This window comes from Deltaproteobacteria bacterium (assembly GCA_035063765.1).
Taxonomy (GTDB): Bacteria; Myxococcota_A; UBA9160; order UBA9160; family PR03; genus CAADGG01.
In genome coordinates this window covers 18451-34676 of record JAPSFT010000035.1, presented here as the reverse complement: position 1 = coordinate 34676, position 16226 = coordinate 18451, and the positions used below count along the sequence as shown (strand labels likewise).

Sequence of the window (16226 nt, the reverse complement as noted above, 5' to 3'; positions counted from 1 at the left end):
CCGCCGCCGAGCCGGCGAGGCCGCCGCCCACCACGACCGCCCTCACGAGGGCTCCTCCCCGCCGCCGGGCCCGGCGCGCCAGCGGGCGAGCGTCCGGCGCGTCGCCGGATCCGGTGCCGGATCCGGCGGCGGGGCCGGCGCGCTGCGGGCCGCGGCGCGCACGGGAGCGCGTGCGCTCCGGGCCCCTGCCTGGAAGCCACGCGCGGCGAGATGCGCGTGGCGATGGATCTCCATGGCCGCGAGCTGGCGCCCCGCGAGCACCGGCATGCCGGCGCGCCAGCGCTCGGCCGCGAAGGCGGCGACCTCCGCAGCCCTCCGCTCCGCCGGCCAGTCGAGCGCCTCGGCGAGGAGGTCCGCGGCGGGCGCCGCGCAGGCCGCCCCCTGGCACGCGCCGACCCCGAGGCGCACCCGCAGCGCGCAGTCGCCGAGGGTGCGGATCCCTTCGTGCCGGGCGGCGTAGAGGAGCTCCGCGTCGAGCACGGGCTCGCAGAGGCACACCGGCCGCGGCGGCACTCCCGAGGCGGGCGCCCAGGGCGCCAGCACCTCCTCGGCGCGCGTGCCGTGCCGGAAGGCGAGCCGCAGCACGGCGGCCGGCGGCGTGCGGAAGCGCGCGGCCACCGCGCGCACGTCGAGGGTGCCGTCCCCGCCCGGGAGCGGCGTCGTCGCGCTGCGGCAGGGCTCGCGCACGCCGAGCGCCGCGCACAGCCGGTCGCTCGCGTCCTCGGCCATCAGGCGATAGGCGGCGAGCTTGCCGCCCAGGATCGAGAAGAAGCCCGGGGCCCCGGCGCCCGCGTGGTCCACGACGGCGTAGTCGCGCGAGAGCTCGTCCTCGTAGCAGCCGAAACCGTAGAGGGTCGGGCGCACGCCCTGGAGGGTGTGGATCACGCGATGGGCGCGGATGCCCGGGATCGAGCGCTCCATCGCCTGGAGCACGTACTCGACCTCGTCCTCGCCGACCTCGATCCGGTCGAGATCGCCGTAGAAGTCGTCGTCGGTGGTGCCCGCCAGGCTGTTCTGCTCGTGCGGGAAGGTGAAGAGATCGCGGCCGTCGACGCCGCGCGCGTAGATCGCGAGCTGCGAGACGCGGCGCTCGAAGACCAGGTGGATGCCCTTGGCCGGGCGCAGCCGCACCTCGACCCCCGCGAGCCTCGCGACCTTCGGCGCCCAGGGCCCCGTGGCGTTCATCACGAGCTCGGCCTCGATCCGCCAGGCGTCGCCCGAGAGCCGGTCGCGGACGCGGGCGCCCGTCACGCGGGCGCCCTCGCGCAGGAGCTCGACGGCCTCGACGTGGGTCCACAGGTGGGCGCCGCGCGCGGCGGCGTCGAGGGCGTTGGCGGCCGTGAGGCGCGCGGCGTCGACGCCCCACTCGTCGAGCGTGAAGGCGCAGTCGAGGCGCGGCGAGAGGGCAGGCTCGAGGCGCAGCGCCTCGGCCCGCGAGAGCCGCGTGTGGGGGCGCCCGTTCTTGAAGGGCTGGTAGCGGTCGTACATCTCGAGGCCGACCTCGACGAGCTCGGGCCCGATCGGGTCCTCGGCGAAGACCGGCATCACGAAGGGGATCCGGAACACCAGGTGCGGCGCGATGCGCTGGATCGCGCCCGAGTCGACGCACGAGTGCCGCGTGACCTCGGGATCCTTCTGGAGGTAGCGGAGCCCGCCGTGGATCATCCCCGACGACGCCCACGAGGTGCCGGAGCCGAGCTCGCGCCGCTCGACGAGGGCGCAGGAGACGCCGCGCAGGGCAAGGTCGCGCGCGATGCCGGCGCCGTTGATGCCGCCGCCGATCACGAGCACCTGGACGCGCAGGCTGCGCTCCACGCCGCTCAGCGGCCCCGCTTCGGACCCGTTGGGCTCGGCGCGGCCCCACCGGCGGCGCCCGCCGGCGGCGCGATCCGCAGCGCCAGCTCGTCGAGCTGCGCCGGCTCCACCGTCGAGGGCGCGCCCATCAGGAGATCCTGCCCGCGCTGGGTCTTCGGGAAGGCGATCACGTCGCGCAGGCTCTCGGCGCCCGCCAGGAGCATCGCCATCCGGTCGAGGCCGAAGGCGAAGCCGCCGTGGGGCGGCGCGCCGGCGTCGAGCGCGTTCAGCAGGAAGCCGAAGCGCGCCTCCATCTCGTCCTTCGAGTAGCCGAGCAGCTCGAAGATGCGCCGCTGCACGTCGCTGCGATGGTTGCGCAGGCTCCCGGAGCCGAGCTCGAGCCCGTTCACGACGACGTCGTAGTGGCTGCCGCGCACGCGCTCGGGGTCGCTCTCGAGCAGCGCCAGGTCCTCGTCCGCCGGCGCCACGAAGGGCATGTGCATGAAGGTGAGCTGGCCGTCCTCGCCGCGCTCGAAGACCGGGAAGCCCAGCACGAGGAGCGGCGCCCAGGCGCGCTCGTCCACGCGCCCGAGCTGGCGGCCCAGGTCGGTGCGCAGGCGGCCCAGGATCGCGTTGGCCTTCGCGAACTCGTCGGCCGCGAAGAAGAGCACGCTGCCCGGCCGCGCGCCCGTGCGCGCGGCGATCCCGGCGCGCTCGGACTCCGAGAGGAACTTCGCGATCGGCGACTGCCACGAGCCGTCCGCCACGACCCGCACCCAGGCCAGGCCCTTGCCGCCGAGCTCCTTCTTCACGAAGGCCTCGAGCCGGTCGATCTCGCCGCGGGTCAGCGCGTCGGCGTCGTGCACGGGCAGGCACTTCACGATCCCGCCCTTGTCGACGGCCTGGCGGAAGGCGCGGAACTCCGAGGCGCGGAACAGGTCGCTGAGCTCCACGAGCTCGAGCCGCACGCGCACGTCCGGCTTGTCGGAGCCGTAGCGGGCCATCGCCTCCTGGTAGGAGAGGCGCGGGAAGGGGCGCGGCAGCTCGATCCCGCCCGCCTCCTGCCAGGCCCGGCAGGTGAGCTCCTCGAGCACCGCGAGCACCTCCTCGACACCGACGAAGGACATCTCGAGGTCGATCTGGGTGAACTCGAGCTGGCGGTCGGCGCGCAGGTCCTCGTCGCGGAAGCAGCGTGCGATCTGGAAGTAGCGGTCGAAGCCCGCAATCATGAAGAGCTGCTTCATGATCTGCGGCGACTGCGGCAGCGCGTAGAACTCGCCCGGCTGGAGCCGGCTCGGCACCAGGAAGTCGCGCGCGCCCTCGGGCGTGGCCTTGGCGAGGATCGGCGTCTCGAGCTCGAGGAAGCCCAGCTCGGTGAGCGTGCGGCGCGCCGACTGGTAGAGCGCGTGCCGCACGCGCAGGGCGCGCTGGAGCGGCGCGCGGCGCAGATCGTGGATGCGGTGGCGCAGGCGCACGGTCTCGTCCGCGCCCGGGTCGTCGTCGAGCGCGAAGGGCGGCGGCGTCGCGGTGTTCAGGATCCGCAGCTCGCGCGCCACGATCTCGAGCGCGCCCGTCGCGAGCTTCGGGTTCACCGTCTCGGGCGTGCGCCGCTCGACCACGCCGCGCACCATCGCGACGAACTCCGAGCGCAGGAGGCCCGCGCGCGCGTGCGAGGCGGTGTCCACCTCGGGCCGGAACACCGCCTGCACCCGGCCCTCGCGGTCGCGCAGGTCGACGAAGAGCACGCCGCCGTGGTCGCGGCAGCCGTGCACCCAGCCGGCCACCACCACCTCGCGCCCGACCAGATCCTCCGTCACCGCGCCGCAGGCGTGCGTGCGGCGCAGCCCGAGCATCGGGTCGAGGGCGACGTCGGCGCGGCCCCCGGGCGCGGGGCTCTCGGGCTGGCTCATGGCGGCCTCGGAGGCAGGAAAGGATGCGACGGAGCGGTGGGTTAGCAGCCGCTCCGGCGACGGTCAAACGGGTCGCGGCGCGCGCGGCGGCCGCCCGCGCACCGCTCACAGCTCCGAGGCGGAGCAGACCCGGTCGCGGCCGAGCGACTTCGCGCGGTACATCGCCTTGTCGGCGACGTCGAGGAGCGTCTCGGGCGTGGTGCCGTGTGCGGGGTAGGCGGCGACGCCGACGCTCACCGAGACGCGCAGCCCGTCGCGCCCGCGCGCCTCGAAGCGGCTGCCCGCCACCGCGGCGCGGATCCGCTCGGCGATCACGAGGCCTGTCTCGAGGCCGGTGTCGACGAGCAGGATCGTGAACTCGTCGCCCCCGTAGCGCGCCAGCGTATCGACCTGGCGGATGCAGCCGCCCAGCACCTCGGCCAGCCGCCGCAGGGTGCGCGAGCCGACCAGGTGCCCGTGCTGGTCGTTGACCAGCTTGAAGCGGTCGACGTCGAGGAAGAGCAGCGCGATCTGCGAGCCGTAGCGCTCGGCGCGCCGGATCTCGTGGTCGAGCGCCGTGAACAGGTAGCGGGCGTTGTAGACACCCGTGACGTCGTCGACGAAGGCGCGCTCCTTGGCCTGGTGGTAGCGCTCCGCGTTGTGCAGCGACGCCTGCGCGTGGCTCGCCACGAGCCGCGCGATCTCGAGGTCGCGCGGACGGAAGGGCGTCTCGTCCTCGGGGACCACGAGCACGCCGCCCTCGGCGCCGCGCCCGCGCACCGGCGCCACGAGCAGGCGCGCGGCGGCGAGCCCGGCGCTCTCCACGGCCTCGTGCAGGGGGCCCGCCCGCGTCAGCTCGACGCGCGCGAGCGCGTCGAGGTCGGGCGCCTTCTCGCCCGCGAGCGCCGTGCGCAAGGCGTCCACCTCGCCGTCCGAGAAGCCGCGGCAGGCGAGGTCGTCGCAGCCCATCTCGGCGGCGCGATGGAAGAGCGTGAGGCCGCGCAGGCGGCCGAGCCGCGCGAGCAGGACGTCGAGCGCGACCAGGTGGATCTCGGCCGGGTCGAGCGAGGTCGAGAGCGTGCGGCACTCCTCGACCGTCGCGAGCAGGTCGCGCAGGTGGAGGTTCTCCTGCTCGAGCCGCCGGCGCTCGAGGGTGCGCCGCACGACGAGCGCCAGCTCGCCCGCGCGCAGGGGCTTGCTCAGGTAGTCGAGCGCGCCGAGCCGCAGCGCCTCGACGGCGCTGTCGAGGCTGGCGTGGGCGGTGATCAGGATCGCGTCGGTGCCCGGGTGGTCGCTCTGCACGCGCGCGAGCAGCTCGGCGCCGGAGAGGCCCGGGAGCACGAGGTCCGTCAGCACCAGGTCGAAGCGCCCGCGGTCGAGCGCCCGGAGCGCCTCCTCGGCGCTCGCGCAGAGCTCGACCTCGGCCTGGTCGCCGACCGCCTCGCGCGCGAGCTCGCGGTCGACGCGGGTGTCGTCCACGACCAGCACGCGCGGGCGCGCCCGCTCGCCCAGGGCCGCCGGCCCCGGGTCCGGCCGCACCCCCGGCGTCTCCGGCCCCGCAGGCCTCGGCTCCGGCGCCTCCGCGCCCGTGGGTTTCGGATGCGACGGTTCCGCCACGACACCCCCGCCCCGCCCCTCGATCCCCTCCGCGGAGCGCGGCCCGGCTGGCTCGGTCATCGGCGACCCTGGGAATCCCCTTGAGGCCCCAGGGGAACGCCAGGGTACGCCTCGGGTAGCATGGCGGCCATGGTGGACTTCGCCGGGGCGGCCCGGGCGCAGCGCGAGCGGGCGGCCGCCTTCCGCTGGGAGCTGCCCGAGCGCTTCAACTTCGGGCGCGACGTGGTGGACCGCTTCGCGGCCGACCCGGGGCGCCCCGCCCTGCTCTGGCGCGACGCCCTGGGCGCCGAGCGCCGCCTCTCCTACGCCGACGTGGCCCGTGCCAGCCACCGCGTGGCCCACGTCCTGCGCGCCCGCGGCATCGGCCCCGGCGATCCCGTGCTGATCCTGCTCCCGCGGGTTCCCGAGTGGCACGTGGCGATGGTGGGCGTACTCGAGGCCGGCGCGCTCGCCGTCCCCTGCTCGACCATGCTGCGCCCGAAGGACCTCGCCTATCGCGCCGGGCACAGCCAGGCGCGCGCGCTGCTCGCCGCCGCCGAGCAGGTGCCGGTCGTCGAGGCGGCCCGCGCCGAGCTCCCGAGCATCCGGCACTTATTCGTGTCGGGCGGCAGCGGCCCACCGGCGCCCGGCTGGGAGGCCTGGGGTGCGGCCTGCGCCGCCGCACCCGACGACGCCGGCGCGCAGGCCGACACCGCCGCCGCCGATCCCGCCCTCGTCTACTACACCTCGGGCACCACCGGGCCGCCGAAGGCGGTGCTCCACACCCACGCCTGGACCTGGGCGCAGCGCTACACGGCGAGCGAGTGGCTCGGCCTGCGCGGCGACGACCGGCTCTGGACCACCAGCGACACGGGCTGGGCCAAGGCGGCCTACTCGGTGCTCTTCGGACCCTGGAGCGTGGGCGCCGAGGTGTTCCTCTACCACGGCCGCTTCGAGCCGCGCCGCGAGCTCGAGCTGCTCGCGGAGGTGGCGCCGCAGGTCTTCTGCGCGCCGCCCACCGAGTTCCGCCTGCTCGTGAAGGAGGACCTCTCGCGCTTCACCTTCCCGCGCCTGCGCGAGGTGGTGTCGGCCGGCGAGCCGCTCAACCCCGAGGTGATCCGCGCCTGGCGCGAGGCGACCGGGCACGGGATCCGCGACGGCTACGGGCAGACCGAGACGATCCTCCTGGTCGGCAACTTCCCGGGCGTGCCGATCAAGCCCGGCGCGATGGGCCTGCCGATGCCCGGCCATCGCGTCGAGGTGATCGACGAGGAGGGCGCGCCGCTCCCGCCCGGCGAGGTCGGGGACCTCGCGCTCCACGGCGCGCCGCCGAGCCTGTTCCGCGGCTACTGGAAGGACGAGGCGGCCACCCGCCGCTGCCGGCGCGGCCCCTGGTACCTGACCGGCGACCGCGCCCGGCGCGACGAGGACGGCTGGCTGTGGTTCGTGGGCCGCGCCGACGACGTCATCATCTCGGCCGGCTACCGGATCGGGCCCTTCGAGGTGGAGAGCGCGCTGCTCGAGCACCCGGCCGTCCTCGAGGCCGCCGTGGTGGCGGCGCCCGACCCCGACCGCGGCTCGATCGTGAAGGCCTTCGTCGTGCTGCGGCCGGGCGTCCCCGGCGACCCTGCACTCGCGCGCGCGCTCCAGGAGCACGTGAAGCGCGTGACCGCGCCCTACAAGTACCCGCGCGCGATCGCCTTCGTGGCCGAGCTGCCGAAGACCGTGAGCGGCAAGATCCGCCGCGTCGAGCTGCGCCTGCAGGACGCCGCCGGCGCCGCGCCACGGACCGGAGACGAGCCGAGCCCCTGAGGCCGCGAGCGCGCCGGCCGCCCGCCGAGCTCAGCCTCCCGCGGCGGCCCGGTGACCCGCCGGCGGCAGCACGCGATCCCAGCTGACGCCCGCGTCGACCGTGTGCAGCACGTTGCCACGCTCGCCCACGATGAAGCCGTTCTTGCCGTCGGGGGCGAACCAGATGTCGCGCATGAAGGTGAAGATGTTCGGGAAGCCGCTCTGCGGGACCGACCAGGTGTCCCCGCCGTCCGTCGAGACCCGCACGAAGCCCTTCTCGCCCACCGCGATGACACGGCCCGCCAGCGGGTAGACCGAGAAGATCGCCTGCTTGAGCCCGGTGTCCCGGTACGCCCAGTTGCGCCCGCCGTCCTTCGACACGAGCACCACGCCGCCCAGGCCCGCGATGAAGCCGTCGTTCTCGTTGGCGAAGCGCACCGTGAACAGATACGGGTTCTGCGAGATGCTGACGTCGATGCCGGGCTTCTCCTGGGTACGGCCCTGGAGGTAGCGGTTCAGGAACTCGGGGTCGTCGGCGAGGAAGTCCTCGAAGTCCCAGGGCGGCGAGCCGCGCTTGCGGATGCGGTCCGAGAGGAGCCCCGCGTCCTCGAGCACCGCCGACACCGACTGGGTGCGTGCTTCGAGGATGTCGAAGAGCGGGAAGGGGTCGCTCGGCTTGCCGAACTCGGCGATCTCCTGCGGGCTCGCCATGGGCTCGATCGCGACGTTCAGGTGCGGGAGCTCGAGGATCTGCTTGGCGAAGCGACGCAGGTTCTCGCGATCGGTCTCGGTGATCTCGATCTGGTTGTAGGGAACCTCGATCGGCGCGAGCGCGATGTCCTGCTGGATCGCCGCGCGCTCCCAGGCGCGCCCGCCCGTCTCGGAGCGGAAGATGTAGCCGAACTCACCGATGATCCAGCACGACTGGCTCGGCGGGGGCCGGCAGTAGACGTTGGTGAGACCCACGTCCTCGTAGACCTTCTCGCCCTTGCGCACCTTCTCCTGCTCGGGCGGCGAGAGCCATACGAACTGCGGGTGCGTCTCGTCGATCGTGAGCGAGAAGTCCTGCCAGGTCTTGCCACCGTCGTCGGTGAAGATGCGGGTGCCCCAGTCGCCGACGGCCCACGCCGTGTTCGCGTCGAGCGCCTGCACCGAGAAGAGGTGCGTGCCCTCCTCCTGCTTGTTCGTGGTCTGCGGAGTCCAGGTGAGCCCGCCGTCCTCGGTGCGCAGGATCGTGCCCTCCTGGCCCACCACCCATCCCTTCGAGTCGTCCGCCATCGACACGCCGTAGAGGAGGTGGCGCGTGCCGGTCTCACCCTTCACGAAGCTCTTGCCGCCGTCCTGGCTGACGTACACCGTGCCCCAGTAGCCCGCCGCCACGATGTGGTCGGACGACGGGACCGAGACCGTGAACAGGTCGTCGAAGATCTGGATCTCGTCGGAATGGGTGGCCGGGTCGAAGTGCACCTCGTGGCAGCCGAGGGCGAGAAGCCCCAGCATCGAGAGCATCGCGAGCGCACCGGCGGCGCCGCGAACGGGGGACACGGACGTCATGCGAAGGCACCTCCGGCGGAGCGACTCTCGGCAACTCGCCTGGCGAACGGACCCGACTCAGTAGACTAGGGGCCGCCGCGTTGTCAAGAAAATGGATGCCTCCACGCCGACCCCCTCGCCGCTGACCCTGGATGGACGCCCGCGTGGCCGCGCCCGATTCGCGCTGCGCGCCCTCGGCGTGACGCAGGGGCTCCGGCTCGCCGGCTGCGGCGCCGCCCTGGCGCTCGGCGAGGCGGCCGGACGCTGCGGCGACCTCTTCGGCGGCGCGGCGCGGCGCGCCCGGCGCCGGGCCACGCGCCGCCACGCCGCGGCCCGGCGCCTCGCCCGCCTGCTCGGCGAGCTCAAGGGCCCGTTCGCGAAGGCCGGCCAGTTCGTCTCGCTGCGCGTGGACCTCCTCGCGCCCGAGGTGCGCGCCGCCTTCGGAAGCCTCCAGGACCAGGTGCCCCCGCTCCCCTTCGCCGAGGTGGCGGCGGTCGTCGAGGAGGAGCTCGGCGCCCCGCTCGGGGCGCTCTTCGCCCACTTCGAGCCGGCCCCGATCGGCGCGGCCTCGGTGGCGCAGGTGCACCGCGCGCGCCTGCACGGCGGGGGCGAGGTGGCCGTCAAGGTGCAGTACCCCTGGCTCGCGCACTCGCTGCCCGCCGACCTCGCCTGGACGCGGCGCCTGCTCGGCTGGCTCGGCGGCGGCGCCACCCCCGACCGCCGGCGGCTGCTCGCCGAGTTCGCCGCCGGCCTCGCCGAGGAGCTCGACTTCGTGCACGAGGCGGCGGTGGCCGGCGAGATCGCCGCCAACCTGGCGGGGGAGGCCCAGGTGGTGGTGCCCCGCGTACACCCTGCGCTGTCGGGGCGGCGCGTGCTCACCGTCGACTGGCTGCCGGTGCTGCCGATCGGCGACCGCGCGGCCCTCGAGGCGCGCGGCGTCCCGCGGCGCGAGCTCGTGGCGGTGCTCGGCCGCGCCTACGCACGCCAGGTCTTCGTGGACGGCCTCTTCCACGCCGACCCGCACCCGGGCAACCTGTTCGTGATCGACGAGCCCGACGCCGCCGTGCGCCCGCGCCTGCTCTTCGTGGACTTCGGCCTCTCGAAGCGCCTCGACCCCGCCCTGCGCCGCGAGATGCGGCTCGGGGTCCACGCGCTCCTGCGCCAGGACGTGGACGGCTTCCTGGACGGCATGGAGCGCGTCGGCATGATCGCGCCCGGCGCGCGCGAGGGCGTACGCCGCGCCGTCGAGGAGATGTTCGCGCGCATCCGCAGCGCGGGCGCCCCTCTCGGCATGGGCGGCGGCCAGGTGCTCGCGCTCAAGGACGAGGCCAAGCGCCTGCTCGGCGAGACCCCCGGCCTCCAGCTCCCGAACGACCTGCTGCTCTGGGCGAAGACCCTCTCCTACCTCTTCGCCCTCGGCGAGCAGCTCGACCCCGACGCCGACCTCATGCGCACCACCCTCCCCTACCTGCTGCGCTGGCTGGCGGAGCACGATTAGGAAACGGCGCGCGAACGCATCCGCCCGCGCGCGAAGCGCCCTCCCGACCCGCACGCAAGCCCGTGCGCCGGCGGGCGGGGACGTCCTCCGGAGCGCCTTCGAGCCGCGCCCCGAAGCCGCCCTGCGTCCTCGCCAGCTCGCCCTGCGCGCGCGGCGAGCGAAGCGGAGGAGGACGGCCCCTTGCGCCGGCGGGCGGGGACGTCCTCCGGAGCGCCTTCGAGCCGCGCCCCGAAGCCGCCCTGCGTCCTCGCCAGCTCCCCCTCCGCGCGCGGCGAGCGAAGCGGAGGAGGACGTCCCCGTGAGCCGGCGGGCGGGGACGCCCTCCGAAGCGCCTTCGAGCCGCGCCCCGAAGCCGCCCTGCGTCCTCGCCAGCTCCCCCTGCGCGCGCGGCGAGCGAAGCGGAGGAGGACGTCCCCGTGCGCCGGCGGGCGGGGACGTCCTCCGGAGCGCCTTCGAGCCGCGCCCAGAAGCCGCCCTGCGTCCTCGCCAGCTCCCCCTCCGCGCGCGGCGAGCGAAGCGGAGGAGGACGTCCCCGCCCGCCGGCGCCCTCGACCCGCCGGCGCCCTCGACCCGCCGGCGCTCTCGACCCGCCGGCGCTCTCGGCCCGCCCCGCCGCACCACGAGCCCGATCAGCGCTTCGGCCGCAGCCGCTGCCCCTGGATGCGGATGAACCCGGTGGCGTCCGCCTGGCGGTACTCCGTCTCGGAGTCCTCGAAGGTCACGGTGGACTCCGAGTAGAGCGACACCGGAGAGCGGCGTCCCGTCACCTGGACGGCGCCCTTGTAGAGCTGGAGGCGGGCTTCGCCGGTCACGTTCTGCTGGGACTGCTCGATCGCCGCGCGCAGGAAGCCCATCTCGGGCGAGAACCAGAAGCCGTTGTAGATCAGCTCCGCGAAGCGCGGAGCGAGCCGGTCGCGCTCGTGCATCACCTCGCGGTCGAGCGTGATCGACTCGACGGCGCGGTGCGCCGCGTGCAGCACCGTGCCGCCCGGGGTCTCGTAGACGCCGCGCGACTTCATCCCGACGAAGCGGTTCTCCACCAGGTCCACGCGGCCGACCCCGTGGAGCCCCGCCACCTTGTTCAGCCGGTCGAGGAGCGCCGCCGGGCCGAGCCCCTGGCCGTCGATCGAGACCGGCGTCCCGCGCTCGAAGCCGATCACCACCTCCTGCGGCTCGTCGGGCGCCTTCCGCGGCGAGCGGGTCCAGACGAACATCTCCTCGTCGGGCGCGCGCCAGGGGTCCTCGAGGACGCCCCCCTCGTAGGAGATGTGGAGCAGATTGCGGTCCATCGAGTAGGGCTTCTTCACGGTCGCGGTGACCGGGATCCCGTGCTTCTGGGCGTAGGCCATGCAGTCGGTGCGCGAGCGCAGGTCCCACTCGCGCCAGGGCGCGATCACGGTGAGCTCGGGGGCGAGCGCCCGGTAGGCCAGCTCGAAGCGCACCTGGTCGTTGCCCTTGCCGGTGGCGCCGTGCGCGACCGCGTCGCAGCCGGTCGCTTGCGCCACCTCGACCTGGTGCTTCGCGATCACCGGGCGCGCGAGCGAGGTGCCGAGCAGGTAGCTGCCCTCGTAGACGGCATTGCCGCGGATCGCCGGGTACACGAAGTCGCGCACGAACTCCTCGCGCGCGTCGCGCACCACGCAGTCGGCCGCGCCGGTGGCGCGGGCCTTCTCGGGCAGCCCCGAGAGCTCCTCCTCCTGCCCGACGTCGAGGCAGAAGGCCACGACCTCGCAGCCGTACTCCTCGAGCAGCCACTTGAGGATGACCGAGGTGTCGAGCCCTCCGCTGTAGGCGAGGCAGACGCGGCGGACCTTCGGGCGGGCGGACATGGGGGGCTCCTCCGGAGCCGCGCAGTCTAGCCCGGATTGCTGGCGAAGCCGGAACGGACGAAGGCTTCGGCGCTCGGCTGCTCGGCGCTCGCGACGCGGTCGATCGCGACGCGGGCGAGCCTCACCACGCCGACTGGACGTGCGGAGGGGTGCGAATCCTGTCGTCGGGCGTCTCGGCGATCAGCGTCTACCTCCTGGCCATGTGCCATGGCGTCAGAGCAAGCATCGGGGATCCCGGAACGGGTCCCAACCGCCGGCGCCCGCGGACCACAGGTGGAGCGCCGCGTAGGCGCGGAAGGGACGCCAGCGCTCGGCGCGCGCGAGGAGCTGCGCGGGCGTCGGGCGGCCCGCACGGGTCGCCAGCGCGCGCAGGAGCCCCGTGTCGCCGGGCGGGAAGGCATCGGGCGCGCGCAGCGCGCGCATCGCGATGTACTGCGCGGTCCACTCGCCCACCCCCCGCAGCCGCCGCAGCCGCGCGACCGCGGCCTCGAGCGACGGAGCCTCCGCGAAGAGCCCCGCGTCGGCCGCCGCCGCGGCCGCGAGCCCGGCGATCGCCGCCGCGCGCGCACGCGGCATCCCGAGCGGGGCCAGATCGGCCGCCGCGAGGCGCGCGGGCGGCGGGAAGACGAGGCCGGGCGCGGGGGCGCCTGGCGCCAGCGGCTCACCATACACCGCTGCGAGTCGTCCGGCGAGCGCCGTCGCCGCGGCGACCGTCACCTGCTGGCCCAGGATCGCCCGCACGGCCAGCTCGAAGGGATCCCAGGCGCCGGGCACGCGCAGGCCCGGGCGCGCCGCCACGAGCCGCGCGAGGAGCGGGTCCGCGGACAGGGTCGCCGCGATCGGCCCGAGCGGCGCGTCGAGGTCGAAGAGCCGGCGCAGGCGCGCGACGAGCGGCGCGCGCGGGACCGCGGCCGCGAGCCGGATCGTGGCCGCGAGCTGCCCGCCACCCGCCGCGAGCGCGACCTCGACCACGCCCGTCGCGCCCCCGGCCGCGATCGTGCGCCGGTAGCCGCGCCCGTCCACCGCCTCGACGCCCGGGATCGCCCGCGCGCCGAGGAAGCCGAGCAGGGCCGGCCAGTCGAGGGGCGGCGTGAAGCGGAGGCGGTGGCGGGTCGCGACCGGGGGCCCGGCGCCGGAGGCCATGGCGCCGAGCTTCGCACAGCGCGCGGCGGCCGTGAGCGCATGGACCTCGAGCAAGCGCCGCGCCCGCGATCGGACCGCCTCGACGGCCGACACCTCGGTCTCGAGCGCGGCGGAGAGGCCCGCGAGCACCTCGCTGCCCGCCGGCCGCCCGTCGGCAGGAGGGCGAGGCCGGCTACTCCTTCACCTGGATCTCGTAGAGCTCGTTCTCGTCGATGATGCGCTGGATCTCCTCGTCCGAGAGCGTGCCGGTGGCGTTCACCGTGATCGACTGCTCGCGGCCGGTCGCCTGGTCGCGCGCCGCGACCGAGACGATGCCGTTGGTGTCGATGTCGAAGCCGACCTCGATCTCGGGCTCGCCCTTGCGGGCCTCGCGGATGCCCGAGAGGATGAACTCGCCGAGCAGGTCGTTCTCCTCCGCCATCTCGCTCTCGCCCTGGAGCACGCGGATCTTCACGGCCGTCTGGTTGTCGCGCGTGGTCGTGAAGACGTGGGCGCGGCGCACCGGGAGCGTGGTGTTGCGCTCGATGAGGCGCGCGAAGTGCCCGCCGTAGGTGCCGATCCCGAGCGAGAGCGGCGTCACGTCGAGGAGCAGCAGGTTCTGGTCCTCGTTGAGCAGCGCCTCGGCCTGGAGGGCGGCTCCGATCGCCACCACCTCGTCGGGGTTCACGCCCTTGTGCGGGCGCTTGCCGAAGAACTCCGCCACCCGCTCCTGGACGAGCGGCATCCGCGACTGCCCGCCGACCAGGATCACCTGGTCGATCTGGCCCGACTCGAGCCCGGCGTCGGCGAGACAGAGCTTCACGGTCTCGATGGTCCGGTCGACGATCTCGCCCACCAGCCGCTCGAGCGTCTCGCGGGTCACGACCACCGACAGGTGGCGCGGGCCCTCGGCGTCGCTCGCGATGAAGGGCAGGTTCACCTCGGTCTGGGTGCTCGAGGAGAGGTCGCACTTGGCCTTCTCGGCGGCGTCCTTGAGCCGCTGCAGCGCCATCGGCTCGCCGCGCAGGTCGATCTTCTCGCTCGCCTCGAACTGCTCGAGCAGGTGGGTCACGACGCGGCGGTCGAAGTCCTCGCCGCCCAGGAAGGTGTCGCCCGCGGTGGCCAGGACCTCGAGGACGCCGTCGCCCATCTCGAGGATCGAGACGTCGAAGGTGCCGCCGCCGAGGTCGTAGACCAGCACGGTCTCGTCGGAGGGCTTGCGGCCGAAGCCGTAGGCGAGCGCGGCCGCGGTCGGCTCGTTGATGATGCGCAGCACCTCGAGGCCGGCGATCTTGCCGGCATCCTTGGTGGACTGGCGCTGGGCGTCGTTGAAGTGCGCCGGCACCGTGATCACGGCCTCGCGCACCGGCTCGCCCAGGTACTCCTGGGCCACCCGCTTCATCTCGCGCAGGATGATCGCGGCGATCTCCGGGCAGGTGAAGGTCTTGTCGCCGAGCCGGACGCGCGGGTCGCCGTTGGGCCCCTCGGTGATCTCGTACGGACACAACTCGGTGGCACGATGCACCTCGGCCGAGTCGAAGCGCCGCCCGATCAGGCGCTTCGAGGCGTAGACGGTGTTGCGCGCGTTGGTGATGGCCTGGCGCTTGGCGAGGTGTCCCACCAGGCGCTTGCCGTCGTCGGCGAGCGCGAACATCGAGGGCGTGGTCTTGTACCCGCCCGTGTTGGGGATCACGACCGGCTGGCCGTTGTCCACCACCGCCACGCACGAGTTGGTGGTGCCGAGGTCGATCCCGATCACGCGACTCATCGCTTCCCTCCCAGCCAGCGCAGGGCGCCGAGGCCCCCGCCTGCCGCGCGCAGCTCCGCGCGCGCCTCCTCGTCCTTCGGATCGAGCTGGCTCGCCAGCTCGAACTCCCGGCGCGCGTTGGCCGTGAGGCCCGCTGCCTTGTAGATCGTGCCGAGCAGCTTGTGGCCGCCGGCGTCGCGGGGCTCCTGCTCGACGGCCTCGAGCGCCCACTCCTTCGCCTGGCGCAGGTCGCCGCCGGTCTGCAGCGCGAGGCGCGCCGCGCGGCGCAGGAGGTCGACGTCGCCCGGGCGGTAGTGGAGCGCCTCCTCGAAGGCGCGCAGCGCCACCGGGTAGTCGCGCAGCTCGAGGGCGCTCTCGGCCTCCTTCACGTGCTGCTTCGCGCGCTCCTGGTGCGCCTTGCCCTGCACCTCGGCGAACTGCTCCTTGTAGACCGCGTTCCAGGGGTCGAAGGCGATCGCGAGGCGCACGCCGCCCGCCGCCTCGAGCCAGCGGCCACCGGCGTAGGCGGCCATGCCGGCCTCGAAGAGGCGCTTGGCGCGCTGGCGGCGCTCCTTGCGCACGCGCTCGGCCACCGAGAACACGTGCGGCCGGCGCGGCGGCGCAGGCTTGCCCGGCTCGGGCGCGGCGGCCGGCGTCGCGGCGGCTTCGGCCCCGGCGGCCGCCGCGGCGGGCGGCGCCATGGCGGCCAGCGACTTCTCGATCTCGGCGCGCGCCATCGGGTCCGAGAGGAGCTCGTAGGCTTCGACAATCCTCTTGAACACGCGCTCGAGCGTCGCCTGGAAGGCGCCAAGGTTCTTGCGGAAGTAGCGGTCCGGGTGGAACTCCTTCGAGAGCGCGAAGTAGGCGCGCTTGAGGGCCTTGCGGTCCGCGTCGGGGGGAACGCCCAGGATCTCGTGGTAGGGCGCGTCGAGCCGGGCCGCGAGCGCGAGCAGCCGCTCCTGCACGGCGGCCGGCAGGTCGAGCGAGGCATCGACGGCGAGCCCGGCGGCGGCCGGCGGCTCGGGCGTGCGCGCGGCCGGCGCCGGCGGCGTCCGCGCGGCGCGCCGGCCCGCCGCGCCTTCGACCACCAGCACCTGCTCGGCGAGCCAGCGCTCGAGACAGCGATCGACCTCGACCGGCGACAGGCCGCCGATCTCGCGCAGCACGCGCCAGGGCGTGCGGCCGTCGACGCGCGAGAGGAGATAGCCCTCGGCCGGTGTCAGCGGGAGCGAGGTCGGGTCCACGCCGGGCCCGAGCCGCGGGACGCGCTCGTCCGCTGCACTGCTCCTGCCCGCCAGAGCCATCGCCCCCCCAACTGCGCCCCGCAGCCATCGAGGGATGGCTGGCGTCGTTGCTCATCGGCCCGCAGGGAGGCGAAGCTGAGCCGCCGCCGTGTCGGCGGACGGGGATCCAGGATCCCCCGCGGG

General features: G+C 74.7%; 9 protein-coding genes and 1 pseudogene. 2 read left to right on the top strand and 8 right to left on the bottom strand.

Annotated elements, in window-relative coordinates; all coding sequences use genetic code 11:
- Positions 1-42: 42 nt before the first annotated feature.
- The 3 genes from OZ948_18575 to OZ948_18565 all read right to left on the bottom strand — a co-directional run bounded on the left by OZ948_18575 (position 43) and on the right by OZ948_18565 (position 5222).
- A complete protein-coding gene (locus OZ948_18575; protein ID MEB2346731.1) occupies positions 43-1815 on the bottom strand; it encodes a glycerol-3-phosphate dehydrogenase/oxidase in 1773 nt (590 codons plus the stop codon).
- Positions 1816-1820: 5 nt separating this feature from the next.
- Complete coding sequence (gene aspS, locus OZ948_18570; protein ID MEB2346730.1) at positions 1821-3704, bottom strand: aspartate--tRNA ligase; 1884 nt, start codon at positions 3702-3704, stop codon at positions 1821-1823.
- A 105-nt stretch (positions 3705-3809) separates the two neighbouring features.
- Positions 3810-5222 (bottom strand): diguanylate cyclase, encoded by a 1413-nt coding sequence (locus OZ948_18565; GenBank protein ID MEB2346729.1) that lies wholly within the window; start codon positions 5220-5222, stop codon positions 3810-3812.
- 198 nt (positions 5223-5420) lie between these two features.
- Here OZ948_18565 and OZ948_18560 point away from each other — a divergent pair, with 198 nt between their 5' ends.
- On the top strand, positions 5421-7091 hold the full coding sequence (locus tag OZ948_18560; protein ID MEB2346728.1) for an AMP-binding protein: 1671 nt from the start codon (positions 5421-5423) through the stop codon (positions 7089-7091).
- Positions 7092-7121: 30 nt separating this feature from the next.
- Here OZ948_18560 and OZ948_18555 read toward each other — a convergent pair whose 3' ends face one another.
- Positions 7122-8624, bottom strand: a complete 1503-nt coding sequence (locus OZ948_18555; protein ID MEB2346727.1) for a YCF48-related protein — start codon at positions 8622-8624, stop codon at positions 7122-7124.
- A gap of 178 nt (positions 8625-8802) precedes the next feature.
- Between OZ948_18555 and OZ948_18550 the strand changes: the two genes are divergently transcribed.
- Positions 8803-10101, top strand: coding sequence for an AarF/UbiB family protein (locus OZ948_18550; protein ID MEB2346726.1), 1299 nt, complete (start codon positions 8803-8805; stop codon positions 10099-10101).
- A 629-nt stretch (positions 10102-10730) separates the two neighbouring features.
- On the opposite strand, the gene OZ948_18545 is transcribed toward OZ948_18550, so the two are convergent.
- From OZ948_18545 to OZ948_18530, 4 genes and pseudogenes are all read right to left on the bottom strand, one after another.
- Complete coding sequence (locus OZ948_18545) at positions 10731-11930, bottom strand: argininosuccinate synthase (GenBank protein MEB2346725.1); 1200 nt, start codon at positions 11928-11930, stop codon at positions 10731-10733.
- 213 nt (positions 11931-12143) lie between these two features.
- Complete coding sequence (locus OZ948_18540; protein ID MEB2346724.1) at positions 12144-13202, bottom strand: DNA-3-methyladenine glycosylase 2 family protein; 1059 nt, start codon at positions 13200-13202, stop codon at positions 12144-12146.
- A gap of 64 nt (positions 13203-13266) precedes the next feature.
- Positions 13267-14820: pseudogene (gene dnaK, locus OZ948_18535) on the bottom strand (molecular chaperone DnaK).
- A complete protein-coding gene (locus OZ948_18530) occupies positions 14817-16103 on the bottom strand; it encodes a DnaJ domain-containing protein (protein MEB2346723.1) in 1287 nt (428 codons plus the stop codon). The pseudogene dnaK and the gene OZ948_18530 overlap by 4 nt, the downstream one beginning before the upstream one ends.
- Positions 16104-16226: the final 123 nt, after the last annotated feature.

Bases quoted from the DNA above. Each gene is read 5' to 3' on its own strand.
- OZ948_18555 (MEB2346727.1), bottom strand. From the start codon at position 8,624: ATGACGTCCGTGTCCCCCGTTCGCGGCGCCGCCGGTGCGCTCGCGATG.
- OZ948_18545 (MEB2346725.1), bottom strand. From the start codon at position 11,930: ATGTCCGCCCGCCCGAAGGTCCGCCGCGTCTGCCTCGCCTACAGCGGA.
- OZ948_18560 (MEB2346728.1), top strand. From the start codon at position 5,421: ATGGCGGCCATGGTGGACTTCGCCGGGGCGGCCCGGGCGCAGCGCGAG.
- OZ948_18530 (MEB2346723.1), bottom strand. From the start codon at position 16,103: ATGGCTCTGGCGGGCAGGAGCAGTGCAGCGGACGAGCGCGTCCCGCGG.
- aspS (MEB2346730.1), bottom strand. From the start codon at position 3,704: ATGAGCCAGCCCGAGAGCCCCGCGCCCGGGGGCCGCGCCGACGTCGCC.